The following is a 13,702-nucleotide window of genomic DNA, read 5'->3' on the forward strand; positions in this document are numbered from 1 at the left end:
GAGGTGCGGCGATGGCGGGACCCCGAGTGGTGATCATCGGTGCGGGTGTCGTGGGTGCGGCGCTGGCGGACGAGATCTCCGCGCGTGGCTGGACCGAGGTGACGGTGGTCGACCAGGGGCCGCTGCCCGCCACCGGGGGCTCGACCTCACACGCCCCGGGTCTGGTCTTCCAGACCAATTCCTCCAAGACGATGACGGAGCTGGCCCGCTACACGGTGGAGAAGTTCTGTTCGCTGGACGTGGACGGCAAGCCGTGTTTCCTCCAGGTCGGCGGCCTGGAGGTGGCCACCACCCCCGAGCGGCTGACGGAGCTGCGGCGCCGGCACGGCTGGGTGACCGCGTGGGGCGTGGAGGCCCGGCTGCTGACGGCGGAGGAGTGCGTCGAGCAGCACGCGCTGCTGGACCCTGCCAGGGTGCTGGGTGGTCTGCTGGTGCCGACGGACGGCCTGGCCAAGGCGGTCCTGGCGGTGGAGGCGCAGATCCGCCGGGCGACGGAACGCGGTGTGACGTTCCTGGCCCGGCACGAGGTCCTCGACGTCCTGCACACCGACGGCGAGGTGACCGCCGTCCTCACGGACCAAGGTGAGATCCCGGCGGACATCGTGGTGTGCTGTGCGGGGATCTGGGGTCCGAAGATCGCCCGGATGGTGGGGATGAACCTGCCGCTGACCCCGCTGGCGCACCAGCTCGCCTGGACCGGGCCGGTTCCGGCGCTGGCCGGGCAGACACAGGAGGCGGTCCGTCCGATCCTGCGCCACCAGGACGCGGACCTGTACTACCGGGACCGTTTCGACGGTCTGGGCATCGGCTACTACGGCCACCGCCCGATGCCGGTCTCCGCCGACGACATCCTCTCCTTCGACGAGGCCGAGCCGATGCCCTCGGTGCTGAAGTTCACCGAGGAGGACTTCGAAACCGCCTGGAGCGAGACCCAGGCCCTGCTGCCGGCGACGCGGGAGGCGAAGGTCGAGGAGGGCATCAACGGCCTGTTCTCCTTCACCACCGACAACTTCCCCCTCCTGGGCGAGTCCCGGGACGTCAAGGGCTTCTGGGTCGCCGAAGCCGTCTGGGTGACGCATTCCGCCGGCGTGGGCAGGGCGATGGCCGAGTGGCTGGTGGACGGCTACTGCTCGTCGTTCGATCTGCACGAGTGCGACGTCAACCGGTTCGAGCCGCACCAGCTGGCCCCGGAGTACGTGCTGGCGCGCAACTGCCAGAACTTCGTCGAGGTCTACGACATCCTCCACCCGCTGCAGCCCTCCGGTGACCCGCGCCCGATCCGCACCAGCCCCTTCCACACCCGGCAGAGGGAGAAGGGCGCGTTCTTCCTGGAGGCGAACGGCTGGGAGCGCCCGCAGTGGTACGAGGCCAACGCCCCGCTGGTGGAGGGCCGTACCATCCCCACCCCGAACGCGTGGGCGGCGCAGTTCTGGTCGCCGATCGTGGGCGCGGAGGCGCAGGTCACCCGCGAGACGGTGGCGATGTACGACATGAGCGCGCTCAAGCGCCTGGAGGTGACGGGCCCGGGTGCGGCCGAGTTCCTGGAGCGGCTGACGACCGGCAAGGTCGCCAAGTCGGTCGGCTCGGTCACCTACACCCTGTTCCTCGACCACGACGGCGGCATCCGCAGCGATGTCACGGTGGCCCGGCTGGGCCGGGACGTGTTCCAGATCGGCGCGAACGGCAATGTCGACCTGGACTGGCTGACCCGTCACCTGCCCGCCGACGGCACCGTCCAGGTCCGTGACATCACCGCCGGGACCTGCTGCATCGGCCTGTGGGGCCCGCTGGCCCGCAAGGTCCTGCAGCCCCTGACCCAGGAGGACTTCTCCGCCGACGGCCTGAAGTACTTCCGCGCCCGCCACGCCTACATCGGCAGTGTCCCGGTGACCGCGATGCGCCTGTCCTATGTCGGTGAGCTGGGCTGGGAGCTGTACACGACCGCCGACCAGGGGCAGAAGCTGTGGGACACGCTGTGGGCGGCGGCCGAGCCGCTGGGCGGGATCGTCGCCGGGCGGGGCGCGTTCAACAGTCTGCGGCTGGAGAAGGGCTACCGCTCCTTCGGCACCGACATGACCTACGAGCACGACCCCTACGAGGCCGGGATCGCCTTCGCGGTCCGGCTCGACAAGGGCGACTTCATCGGCCGTGAGGCGCTGCAGCGGCGCAAGGACCAGGTGCGGCGCAGACTCGCGTGTCTGACGGTCGACGACCCGCACGCGGTCGTCATGGGCAAGGAACCCGTCTACGACGGCGACCGCCCGGTCGGCTACGTCACCAGCGCGGCCTACGGCTACACCATCGGCAAGGGCATCGCCTACGCCTGGCTGCCCGCCGACCTCGCCGTCCCCGGCACCGCACTCCACATCGGCTACTTCGACCAGCGCGTCGACGCAGTCGTCGCCGAGGAACCCCTGTTCGACCCGTCCATGTCCCGCCTGCGCGGCTGAACGAACCCGGAGACGCCCGATGAGCCCTCGTACCCCCGGTGCAGAGCTTCCGGATCACCCCGACTGGCTGTGGCGGACGCCCGAGCCGAAGCGGTCGTACGACGTCGTGATCGTGGGCGGTGGTGGTCACGGCCTGGCCACCGCGCACTATCTGGTGAAGAACCACGGCATCACGAATGTGGCAGTGCTGGAGAAAGGGTGGCTGGCGGGCGGGAACATGGCCCGCAACACCACGATCATCCGCTCGAACTACCTGTGGGACGAGAGCGCGGGTATCTACGAGCACGCCCTGAAACTCTGGGAGGGCCTGGAGGAGGAGCTGGACTATCCGATCCTGTTCTCCCAGCGGGGCGTGCTGAACCTGGCGCACAGTCTTCAGGACGTGCGGGACAGCGTGCGCCGGGTGGAGGCCAACCGCCTCAACGGGGTGGACGCGGAGTGGCTCGACGCCGAACAGGTCAAGGAAGTCTGCCCGATCGTGAACATCTCGCCGGATGTGCGCTATCCGGTCCTGGGCGCCACGTATCAGCCGCGGGCGGGTATCGCCAAGCACGACTACGTGGCGTGGGGTTTCGCGCGGTCGGCGGACGCGGCGGGCGTGGACATCATCCAGAACTGCGAGGTCACCGGCCTGGACGTGGTCGGGGGCCGGGTGGTCGGCGTCCAGACCACCCTGGGGCCGATCGCGGCGGGCAAGGTGGCCCTGTGCTCGGCCGGCCACACCTCGGTCCTGGCCGCGATGGCGGGGATCGAGCTTCCCGTGCAGAGCCACCCGCTCCAGGCGCTGGTCTCCGAGCTGCTGGAGCCGGTGCACCCGACGGTGGTCATGTCCAACGCGGTGCACGTGTACGTCAGCCAGGCGCACAAGGGCGAGCTGGTGATGGGGGCGGGGATCGACGCCTACAACTCCTACACCCAGCGCGGGGCGTTCCACATCATCGAGGAGCAGATGTCCGCGGCCCTGGAGCTGTTCCCGGTCTTCGCGCGGGCCCATGTGCTGCGGACCTGGGGCGGCATCGTGGACGTGAGTCCGGACGCCTCGCCGATCGTGGGCCTGAGTCCGGTGGACGGCCTCTACCTCAACTGCGGCTGGGGGACGGGCGGTTTCAAGGCCACGCCGGGCGTGGGCTGGGTCTACGCCCACACCATCGCCCACGACAGCCCGCACGCCCTGAACGCGCCGTTCTCGCTCGACCGTTTCACCACCGGCGCGCTCGTCGACGAGCACGGCGCCGCCGCCGTGGCGCACTAGGACACCACCGCACTCTTTGGGAGCCGATCCATGCTGCTCATCAACTGCCCGTGGTGCGGGCCCCGTGACGAGGCCGAGTTCCACTACGGCGGCCAGGCTCACGTGCCGTACCCGGAGAACCCGGCGGAGCTGTCCGACCAGGAATGGGCCCGTTACCTGTTCTTCCGCGACAACCCCAAGGGGCCGTTCGCCGAACGCTGGAGCCACTCGGCGGGCTGCCGCCGCTGGTTCAACGCGGTCCGCGACACCTCCACCAACGAGATCCTGGCCGTGTACCGCTCCGGCGAGGAACGCCCGGAGCGGCTGGAGCCCCGCCCGGTCACCACACAGCCGAGCCCGCCCCACCCGACCGGTCCGGTGTCCGAGGACACCTTCTCCGGGCTGATCGGGGACCCGGGGGCGGAGCCTCCGGCAGGCTTCCGGCACCCGACGCTCGGCCGCATCGACCGCGGTACACCCCTCACCTTCACCTTCGACGGCACCGAGTACCAGGGCTACCGGGGCGACACCCTCGCCTCCGCCCTGCTCGCCAACGGCGTGATCCGGGCGGCGACGAGCATCAAGCTCGGCCGGCCGAGGGGCATCTTCTCCGCCGGTGTCGAAGAACCCAACGCCGTCATCCAGATCGAGGCCCCCTTCCCGGAGCCGATGCTGCCGGCGACCGCGGTGGAGCTCTACGACGGTCTGGTGGCGAGCAGCCTGCCCGGTCAGGGCCGACTGGCGACCGAGCCGGACCCGGCCCGCTACGACGCCGTGCACGCCCACTGCGACCTGCTGATCGTGGGCGCCGGTCCGGCGGGCCTGGCCGCCGCGGCCGCGGCCGCCCGCTCCGGCGCCCGGGTGATCCTGGCCGACGACCAGCCGGAGCCGGGCGGCAGCCTCCTCGGCAGCGGCGAGCACCTCGACTGGGTGCGGACGGTCGGCGCACTCCTCGAAGCGGCCCCGGAGGTCCGCGTACTGCAGCGCACCACGGTGTTCGGCCACTACGACGACAACCACCTCCTCGCCGTGGAGCGCCGTACCAACCACCTGGGCGCGGCGGCCCCGGCGAAGACCTCGCGCGAGCGGGTGTGGCGGATCCGGGCACGCAGGGTGGTCCTGGCCACCGGCGCCCACGAACGTTCCCTCGCCTTCGCGGACAACGACCGGCCCGGTGTGATGCTGGCCGCCTCGGCCCGCACCTATCTGCACCGGCACGGTGTCCTGCCCGGCCGCCGTGCGGTCGTCTTCACCACCAACGACAGCGCGTACACCGCGGCCCTGGACCTGCGTGCCGCCGGTGTGGACGTCGCCGCGGTCGTGGACACCCGTACGGACGCGGGGGAGTGGGGCCGACGGGCCGAAGCCGCGGGCATCGAGGTGCTGACCGGGCACGCCGTGATCGGCACCGAGGGCGAGGCCCGGCTGAGCGCCGTGACCGTCGCCCCGTTCGGCGAGACCGAGGGCGGCCGGGAGGTCGCCGCCGATCTGCTGCTCGTCTCGGGCGGCTGGAACCCCGTCGCGCACCTGTTCAGCCAGTCCGGCGGCAGGCTCCGCTACGACGACACCCTCGGCTCCTTCGTCCCCGACACCGGCCGCCAGGCCGTCGAGGTCGCGGGCTCGGCGAGCGGTGTCCTCGACCTGCCCACCGTGCTCGCCCAGGGCGCCGCGGCGGCCGCCCGCGCGCTGGAGGCCGAGGGCCACCCCTGCGACCGGCCCGCCCTCCCGGACGTGCCCGCGGCCCCGTACACCGCGTCGATGCAGGTGTTCACGGTCCCGGGCCGGGACGGCGCCCCGCGTTTCGTGGACCTCCAGCGCGACGTCACGATCGAGGACCTCCACCGGGCCACGGGCGCGGGCCTGCGGTCGGTGGAGCACACCAAGCGCTACACCACGGCCGGTACCGCAAACGACCAGGGCAAGACCTCCGGCGTCCTGGCCAGCGGAGTGGTCGCCGAACTCCTCGGCGTCGACGTCTCCGCACTCGGCACCACCACCTTCCGCCCGCCCTACGTCCCGGTCTCCTTCGCGGCGCTCGCCGGCCGCGACCGCGGTGCGCTCAGCGACCCCGTCCGCACCACCGCGCTGCACGACTGGCACGTCATGCAGGGGGCGCTGTTCGAGAACGTGGGCCAGTGGAAGCGCCCCTGGTACTACCCCCTGAGCGGCGAGGACATGGAGACCGCGGTGCTGCGCGAGTGCGCCGCCGCCCGCGAGGGCGTCGCCTTCATGGACGCCTCCACCCTCGGCAAGATCGACGTCCAGGGCCCGGACGCGGGCGTCTTCCTGGACCTGCTCTACACGAACATGATGAGCACCCTGAAGCCCGGCATGATCCGCTACGGCGTCATGTGCCGCCCGGACGGCATGGTCTTCGACGACGGCACCGTCATCCGCCTCACCGCGGACCGTTTCCTCGTCACCACCACCACCGGCAACGCCGCCACCGTCCTGGACTGGATGGAGGAATGGCTGCAGACCGAGTGGCCCCACCTGCGGGTGCACTGCACCTCCGTCACCGAACAGTGGGCCACCGTCGCGCTCGTCGGCCCGAAGTCCCGCGAAGTCCTCGGCTCGCTGGCCCCGGAACTGGCCGTCGGCAACGACGACTTCCCCTTCATGGCCTGGCGCGACACCACCGTCGCCGGCATCGAGGCCCGCGTCTGCCGGATCAGCTTCTCCGGTGAACTCGCCTACGAGATCAACGTCTCGCCCTGGCACGCCCTCACCCTCTGGGAGGCCGTCCACGAGGCGGGCACCCCGTACGGCATCACCCCCTACGGCACCGAGACCATGCACGTCCTGCGTGCCGAGAAGGGCTACCCCATCATCGGCCAGGACACCGACGGCACCATCACCCCCCAGGACCTCGGCATGGGCTGGGCGGTGTCGAAGAAGAAGCCCGACTTCCTCGGCAAGCGCTCCTTCGCCCGCCCCGACACCCAGCGCGCCGACCGCAAGCACCTGGTCGGCCTCCTCCCCGAGGATCCCGCCGTCTTCCTCCCCGAAGGCACCCACCTGGTCGCCGACGGCGTCCTGCCGCCCCCGCCGGTCCCGATGCTCGGCCACGTCACCTCCAGCTACCGCAGCGCCGCCCTCGGCCGTACCTTCGCCCTCGCCCTGATCAAGGGCGGCCGCGACCGCATCGGCGAACGCCTCTACGCCCCCGTCGGCGACCGGCTCGTCCCGGTCACCGTCACCGGCCCCGTCCTCTTCGACTCCGAGGGAGCCCGCCGCGATGGCTGACCCGACACACACGCCCCGCAGCCCCCTGCTGGGCGCCAAGGACCGGCTGGCCCACGCCACCCGCGCCTCCCACGGCCGGGTCCGCCTCGCCGAACTCCCCTTCCTCACGCAGATCGGTCTGCGGCTGGACCCCAAGGGCCCGGCCGCCGACGCGGTCGGTGTCGCCCTCGGCGTCCCCCTGCCCCTCGAACCCAACACCGTCACCCGCGCCCGCGAACTGACCGTGCTCTGGCTGGGCCCCGACGAATGGCTCGTCGTGGGCGAGCCCGGAGCCGGGCGCGCGCTGGAGGACCGTATCCGGGAAGCCGCCGCGGGCGAACCGGTCTCGGTCACCGACGTCTCCGCCCAGCGGACCACCCTCCTCGTCTCGGGCCCCCACGCCCGTGACCTCCTCGCCCACGGCTGCTCCCTCGACCTGCACCCCCGCGGCTTCGCGCCGGGCCGCTGCGCGCAGACCACCCTCGGCCGCACCCAGGTCGTCCTCGTCGCCCGGGACCGGCCCGATGCCGGATTCTGGGTCCTCGTCCGCTCCTCGTTCGCCGGCTACCTCACCGACTGGCTGCTGGACGCCGCCGCCGAGTACCTGTGAACACCCCTGTCACTCCGCTCGGCTAGAGTCTCGCCTCGACCTCGGCCGGACGTCCCGGCCGGGGCGGCGCGCTGGGGGTACGGCCATGGAGCCCGGAAGAATCGCACTGTCCGGCTACGAGATCCAGGAGGTCCTGGGCCGGGGCGGGTTCGCCACGGTCTACCGGGCCAGGCAACTGGCCGTCGGCCGGGAGGTCGCGCTCAAGGTGGACAGCAGGGTGCTGTCCACCCCGCGCGACCGGCAGCGCTTCCTGCGGGAGGTCACGGCGGCCGGGCAGCTCTCCGGACATCCGCACGTGGTCCCGGTGTACGACGCCGGGGTGCTGGCCGACGACCGCCCCTACATGGTCCTGGAGTTGTGCCCGGGCGGTTCGCTGGGCGAGCGGCTGCACCGGCAGGGCGCCCTCCCGCCGAAGGAGGCGCGGGACATCGGCGTGGGGCTCGCGGACGCCGTGGCCGCCGCGCACGCCGCGGGGGTGCTGCACCGCGACATCAAGCCCGGCAACGTGATGGTCAACCGCTACGGCGGGGTCGCCCTCACCGACTTCGGGCTCGCCGCCATGCCCCGCCCCGGGCGCGAACTGTCCGTGACCCGCGAGGCGCTGACCCCCGCCTACGCCCCGCCCGAGGCCTTCCACATGGCCGAGCCCAGCCCGGCCGGCGACGTCTACTCCCTGGCCGCCACGCTCTACGCCCTGCTGCGCGGTTTCCCGCCGCACCACCCGGACGACGGGACCCAGCTCAGCCTGGCCGAACTCATCGTGCGTCACACCTGGCCGTACGTCCCGCTGCAGGGCATGCCGACGGCCCTCAACGAGGTGCTCCGGCAGGCCCTGGCCCCGGACCCGGCCGAGCGGCTGTCCGACGCGGGCGCCTTCCGCGACGCCCTCGCCGCCGTCGATCTCGACACCGTCGACCTCGGGGGCCCCGGCGGCCTCGGCGGTGCCGGCGGCTTCGGACCGGCCCCGACCATGACCACCGTTCCGTACCACCGCGACGCGCCGCCCCTCCAGGACGCGATCCCCGCCGCCACGACGGCCCCGGGCCGGGCCGGCGGCGGGGGCGGTACGACCGTCGCCACCGCACCGGGCGGCGGCGACGGCGGTGGCGGTCGCCGGACCCGGCTCATCGCCCTGCTGGCGGCCGTCGTCGTCTCCGTGACCGTGTCGGTCACCGTGGTCACCCAGCAGTACTTCGGCTCGGACGACGGCGGCGGCACCTCGGGGACGGACGCGCCCTCCGCCGACGCCACCGCCCAGGACAGGGGCGCCTCCGGGTTCGGTGTGCCCACCACGACGGAGAACTGCCCCGCGACGAGCGTCGACGGCGTGGGCGGCCGGTGTGTCGCGAGCCCGGAGTGCTGGAGCGGCATCGTCGACATCTCCGGCATCATCACGGTCAGCCGTGCGGACTGCGCGGCCGAGCACGTCTGGGAGACCTTCGCGATCGCCCCGCTGCCCGAGGACGGCATGACGAACAACGCCCGGGACCTGATCAAGCACCCGGACGTCAAGGCGCTCTGTTCGCAGAGGGTGATGGCCGCGACCATGCTTCCCGAGGGCCGCGCGGTCGCCAAGGAGTGGCAGACCGACGTCATCCCGCCCACGGCCTCGGAGTGGGACAAGGGACTGCGGGTCTTCCGCTGTGTGGCAGCGGCCCGCACGGAGAACGGACAGAAGACGGGGAGCCAGTTCGCCGTGGCGAACTGACCCCCCCGCATCCTTCTACTGGACGAGCTCCCAGTCCTGCGAACCGTCGGTGGCAGCGGTCTGCAGGGTGAGCTGCCCTCCCGCGGTCGCGCCGGTCAGGTACAGGCTCGTGTTCTTCACCGACTGCAGCCGGTAGAAGCCGTCGCTCGTCCTGACCAGGTTCCAGCTGCCGGTCCTGCTGTTGTCGACCCACTGGCCGATCTTCTGGCCGGCCGTCGCGTTCCCGGTCCCGAGGCGGGGACGACCGTGGACTTCTCGAACGCGGCGACCAGCCGGCCGCTCGGCAGCTGCGCCGACTTGGGGTAGATCGCGCAGTTGCCGCGCCCCTTCAGGCACGGCTCGCTGCCGAGGTGGTAGAGGACCCCGCCCGTCGGGTCGTACGCCTGCGCGCTCGACAGGGGGATCACCAGCAGCGCCGACACCGCGCCGAGACCACCCAGCGCTCTCGCGATTCTTCTTCTTCGCACATCCATTCCTTCGGGGACGGGTCAGGAACGGTTGTCCGCGACCAGCACGCGGACGTCCCACGGGCCGAGGTCCAGCGCGCCGCCCGCGGCGACGCGGGCCCAGCCGCCCAGGGCGTCGCGCAGGTCCACCGGCGCGGTCGCGCGCACGGGCTCCCAGCTCCAGTTGTGCACGATGTGGACCCGCCGCCCGTCCGGTGAGGTGCCGGTGGTCGCCGTCACGGACGCCGGGAGGTCACGCCAGCCGCTGCGCGCCCGCGGCGCCAGCCACTCGGCGAGAGCGCGGGCCAGCTCACGGCCGGGGACCGTGCCCACGCAGGTGACGCGGCCCGCGCCGTGCGGGCGGGTGGTGACCGCGGGCCAGCGGCCGAAGTGCGGATGGACGTACTCCACGAGCGCCCGGGCGTCGGTCACCGTCAGTGCCTCGGCCCAGTGGGTCGCCGTCGCGGACTCCGGCAGCGCCAGCGGACTCCCGGGCGCCGCACGCACCGGCACCGGCCGGGCCAGGTTGCTGAACTCGTCGTAGTGCAGCCCCGCCGCCTCGACCAGCCGGGGCGGCGCCTGCACATGCCGGGCCCGCGCCTCCTCGTCGGCGTACGCGGTGCGCGGTCCCAGCACCAGATGGCCGCCCGCCCGCGCGTACGCCTCCAGCCAGTCGATCGTGCCGTCGTCGGCCAGGTACAGCGCCGGCACGACGAGGACCGGGTGGCGTTCCACGGCCTCCTCGGCCGTCAGCGCGGCCCGTTCACCGCGCGGGTCGTGCAACTGCCGGGCGTGGACCATCCGCACCTGCCGCCCGGCGTCGAAGACGCCCCGGTAGAAGGGGTCCAGGATGCGGTGGTACGAGGCCGGGTCGGGTTCGCCGTCCGGCTTCGCCAGCGCGGGATGCCGCTGCATGAGCCACTTGCTCGGCAGCGAGTACACGATCGTGACGTCGGCGTCCGGCTCCAGACCGGCGACCAGGGAGCCCGCCGTCTCGAACTCCGCGCCCAGCCGGGCGATCTCGTCGTACGTCCGCCCCGGACGGCCGCTGTGCGGAAGGACACCGCCCCAGTAGGTCTCGGCGCCGAAACGCAGGGTCTGCCACTGCCAGTACTCGATCATCCGGGCCCCGCGCGCCACCTGCGCCCAGGCGGCCTGCCGCCACTGGCCGTCGTAGGCCGGGCGGTTGTCCCAGGCCATGCCGATGGAGTTGGCGTTGGTCTCGGTCACCAGGAACGGCGCCTGTCGCGAGGCGTACATCCGGTCCGCGGTCTGGTACATCGACCACACCCCGGTGGTCTTCCAGATCTGCTCGTGATCGTCGGGGGTGGGGTCCGGGAGCAGCAGTCCGTCCTGCATGTCGTAGTACGGGTTGCCCGCCGCGACGTCGAGGGCGTCCGTCATCTCGTCGTCCTCCACCCCCTGGCGGGTGTACGAGATGCAGGTGGTGACGAAGTGCCCGGGAGCGGCGTACTCGCGCACGACGGCGGCCTGCCAGGCGATGAACTCGGTGACCTGCCGGGCCTGGAACTCCCGCCACGCCAGGTCGTACTGGGGCTGGGCGTTGCCGTCCGGCGTCCACAGGTCGGCCCAGGTGGAGAGCCGGTGGGACCAGTAGACCAGGCCCCATTCCCGGTTCAGTGTCTCCACGTCGCCGTATGTGGCGCGCAGATGGTCGACGAACCGCTGGAAGACGCCCCGGTTGTGCAGCAGGTGCAGTCCCGGCTCGTTGTCGACCTGGAAGCCGATGACCGCCGGATGGTCCGCGTACCGGCCGACGATCTTCCGGATGACCCGCTCGGCGTGGAAGCGGAACGCCGGGTGGGTGATGTCCACCTCCTGGCGGGCGCCCCAGCCGAGGCGCCGGCCGGTGGCGTCCTCGCCGGTGATCTCGGGGTACAGCCGGGCCAGCCACGGCGGCACGGCGTAGGTCGGGGTGCCCAGGACGACGGAGATGCCGCGCTCGTGGGCGCCGTCGAGGACGGGCTGGAGCCAGTCGAGGTCGAAGCGGCCGTTCTCCGGCTCCCAGGTCGACCAGACGGACTCGCCGACCCGGATGACGGTGAACCGTGCCTCGGCCATCAGGTCGAGGTCGGTCCTGAGCTGCTCGTCGGAGGGCACCTCGGGGGCGTATGCGGGGTGGTACTCGTGGTAGTAGGCGGCACCGAACAGGACGCGGGCGGGCAGTTCCGCCATGAATCAACCTCCGGGAGACGGGGAGACGGGCTATTGCTTGACGCCGCCCGCGGCCAGACCGCTCTGCCAGTAGCGCTGGAGCATCAGGAAGGCCACGACGAGGGGAACGATCGAGAGCAGGGAGCCGGTCACGACCAGCGCGAGCATGTCGCTGCTGGAGCCGGCGCCGCCGTTCTGCGCCTGTGCGGCCCAGGACGACAGACCGACGGTGACCGGGTAGAGATCCGGGTCGTTGAGCATGATCAGCGGCAGGAAGTAGTTGTTCCAGGTCGCCACCAGCGTGAACAGCAGCACGGTGACCAGACCGGGGCCCAGCAGCCGCAGCCCGATCCGCAGGAAGATCCGCACCTCGCCCGCGCCGTCGATCCGGGCCGCCTCCAGCAGGCTGTCCGGGACGGCGTCCTCGGCGTAGATCCGCATCAGGTACAGCCCGAAGGGGTTCACCAGCGACGGCAGGATCACCGCCCAGGGCGTGTTGACCAGGCCGGCCTTGGCGAACAGCAGATAGGTCGGGATCGCGAGGGCCGTGGTCGGGACCATGACCGCCCCGAGGACCAGGTTGAAGGCGAACCGGTCGCCGCGGAAGCGGAACTTGGCGAACCCGTACCCGCCGGCGGCGGCCAGCAGCGCCGCCCCGACCGCGCTGACGACGGCGTACACGACCGTGTTCAGCAGCCAGTGCAGGAACACGCCGTCGTCCTGGGCGAAGGTGGCCCGGATGTTCGCCAGCAGCTGCGGGGCGTGCGAGAACCACAGGCCGAAGCTGTTGAACAGGTCCTGGGTGCTCTTGGTGGAGGCGATGAGCAGCCAGAACAGGGGGAGGAGGAAGTACGCCAGGGCGGCCAGCATCGCGATGGTGAGGGGGGTACTGCGGCGGGCCCGGCGCACACCCGTCCGGAGGGTGCGCGCCGGCGGCTCGGCGTTCGGCGCGACCGTCGCCGGGGGAGTCGTGGTCGTCATGGGGTCCTCCTGCGGTTCGCGGTGAGCAGGACGCCGTAGGAGGCGACCACGATGACGAGGCCCAGGAGGAAGGAGACCGTCGCCGCGTAGTTGACCTGCTGACCGGTGAACGCGAGGGAGTAGGCGTACAGGTTGGCGGTGTAGGAGCTGCTGATCACGTCGGGGGCGATCTTCATCAGCAGGTTCGGTTCGTTGAAGAGCTGGAAGCTGCCGATCACCGAGAACAGCAGCGTGAGCAGCAGGGCGGGGCGCAGGGCCGGCAGTTTGACCGACCAGGCGATGCGCCAGGCACCTGCCCCGTCCATCGCGGCCGCCTCGTACAGCTCCTGCGGGATCGTCCGCAGGGCGGCGTACAGGATGATCATGTTGTAGCCGACGAACTCCCAGGTCACGATGTTCGCCAGACTGCCGAGCATCCAGCCGCTGCTGAGGAAGTCCGGTGCGGGGAGGCCGAGTTTCCGGCTGAGCTGGGCGAACGGGCCGAAGTCCGGCCCGTACAGGTAACCCCACATGAGCGCGGCCACCACGCTCGGCACCGCGTACGGCACGAAGATGCCCAGCCGGATCACCCGGGCGAGCCGCAGCAGACCGCTGTCGAGCGCGAGCGCGAACACGAGGGCCAGCAGCAGCATCACCGGGACCTGGATCACGAAGAACAGCGCGACCCGGCCGACGCCGTGCAGGAGCTGGGGGTCGCCCAGCGCCTGTACGTAGTTGTCGAGCCCGACGAACACCGTGCCGCCGATCAGCCGTTCCTGGAACAGGCTGAGGTAGGCGGCGTAGCCGAGCGGGGCGAGGAACAGCAGCAGGAACAGCGTCAGGAACGGCGCGACGAACAGGGGGCCGGCCGAGCGGTGACGGCGTGCGGCAGCCATG

At 71.8% G+C, this 13,702-nt stretch carries 9 protein-coding genes; 5 read left to right on the top strand and 4 right to left on the bottom strand.

The window, feature by feature from the left end; translation table 11 throughout:
• Positions 1 to 11: 11 nt before the first annotated feature.
• The 5 genes from U5640_RS42655 to U5640_RS42675 all read left to right on the top strand — a co-directional run bounded on the left by U5640_RS42655 (position 12) and on the right by U5640_RS42675 (position 9,224).
• Positions 12 to 2,450, top strand: coding sequence for an FAD-dependent oxidoreductase (locus tag U5640_RS42655; protein WP_340374457.1), 2,439 nt, complete (start codon positions 12 to 14; stop codon positions 2,448 to 2,450).
• A 19-nt stretch (positions 2,451 to 2,469) separates the two neighbouring features.
• Complete coding sequence (locus U5640_RS42660; protein WP_067254196.1) at positions 2,470 to 3,702, top strand: sarcosine oxidase subunit beta family protein; 1,233 nt, start codon at positions 2,470 to 2,472, stop codon at positions 3,700 to 3,702.
• Positions 3,703 to 3,732: 30 nt separating this feature from the next.
• Positions 3,733 to 6,927 (top strand): sarcosine oxidase subunit delta family protein, encoded by a 3,195-nt coding sequence (locus U5640_RS42665; protein WP_340384578.1) that lies wholly within the window; start codon positions 3,733 to 3,735, stop codon positions 6,925 to 6,927.
• Positions 6,920 to 7,516: a sarcosine oxidase subunit gamma family protein gene (locus tag U5640_RS42670; protein ID WP_340384579.1), complete on the top strand. Its 597-nt coding sequence runs from the start codon at positions 6,920 to 6,922 to the stop codon at positions 7,514 to 7,516. The genes U5640_RS42665 and U5640_RS42670 overlap by 8 nt, the downstream gene beginning before the upstream one ends.
• 85 nt (positions 7,517 to 7,601) lie before the next feature.
• Entirely contained in the window at positions 7,602 to 9,224 is a 1,623-nt protein-coding gene (locus U5640_RS42675) for a serine/threonine-protein kinase (protein ID WP_340384580.1), read from the top strand.
• Positions 9,225 to 9,239: 15 nt separating this feature from the next.
• Here the strand turns inward: U5640_RS42675 and U5640_RS42680 are convergent, their stop codons facing one another.
• From U5640_RS42680 to U5640_RS42695, 4 genes are all read right to left on the bottom strand, one after another.
• Positions 9,240 to 9,560, bottom strand: a complete 321-nt coding sequence (locus U5640_RS42680) for a hypothetical protein (protein WP_340384581.1) — start codon at positions 9,558 to 9,560, stop codon at positions 9,240 to 9,242.
• A 152-nt stretch (positions 9,561 to 9,712) separates the two neighbouring features.
• Positions 9,713 to 11,866, bottom strand: a complete 2,154-nt coding sequence (locus U5640_RS42685; protein ID WP_340384582.1) for a beta-galactosidase — start codon at positions 11,864 to 11,866, stop codon at positions 9,713 to 9,715.
• A 30-nt stretch (positions 11,867 to 11,896) separates the two neighbouring features.
• Complete coding sequence (locus U5640_RS42690) at positions 11,897 to 12,826, bottom strand: carbohydrate ABC transporter permease (RefSeq protein WP_340384583.1); 930 nt, start codon at positions 12,824 to 12,826, stop codon at positions 11,897 to 11,899.
• Positions 12,823 to 13,701 (bottom strand): sugar ABC transporter permease, encoded by an 879-nt coding sequence (locus tag U5640_RS42695; RefSeq protein WP_055633989.1) that lies wholly within the window; start codon positions 13,699 to 13,701, stop codon positions 12,823 to 12,825. Before U5640_RS42695 ends, U5640_RS42690 begins: the two co-directional genes overlap by 4 nt.
• Between the last annotated feature and the right edge of the window lies 1 nt (position 13,702).

The organism is Streptomyces sp. SS7, from assembly GCF_037993025.1.
In the GTDB taxonomy this organism is placed as follows: Bacteria; Actinomycetota; Actinomycetes; order Streptomycetales; family Streptomycetaceae; genus Streptomyces.

What these genes read in the sequence shown, in the direction of transcription:
- U5640_RS42655 (WP_340374457.1), top strand. Translation starts at nt 12, where the DNA reads ATGGCGGGACCCCGAGTGGTGATCATCGGTGCGGGTGTCGTGGGTGCG.
- U5640_RS42660 (WP_067254196.1), top strand. Translation starts at nt 2,470, where the DNA reads ATGAGCCCTCGTACCCCCGGTGCAGAGCTTCCGGATCACCCCGACTGG.
- U5640_RS42665 (WP_340384578.1), top strand. Translation starts at nt 3,733, where the DNA reads ATGCTGCTCATCAACTGCCCGTGGTGCGGGCCCCGTGACGAGGCCGAG.
- U5640_RS42670 (WP_340384579.1), top strand. Translation starts at nt 6,920, where the DNA reads ATGGCTGACCCGACACACACGCCCCGCAGCCCCCTGCTGGGCGCCAAG.
- U5640_RS42675 (WP_340384580.1), top strand. Translation starts at nt 7,602, where the DNA reads ATGGAGCCCGGAAGAATCGCACTGTCCGGCTACGAGATCCAGGAGGTC.
- U5640_RS42685 (WP_340384582.1), bottom strand. Translation starts at nt 11,866, where the DNA reads ATGGCGGAACTGCCCGCCCGCGTCCTGTTCGGTGCCGCCTACTACCAC.
- U5640_RS42690 (WP_340384583.1), bottom strand. Translation starts at nt 12,826, where the DNA reads ATGACGACCACGACTCCCCCGGCGACGGTCGCGCCGAACGCCGAGCCG.
- U5640_RS42695 (WP_055633989.1), bottom strand. Translation starts at nt 13,701, where the DNA reads ATGGCTGCCGCACGCCGTCACCGCTCGGCCGGCCCCCTGTTCGTCGCG.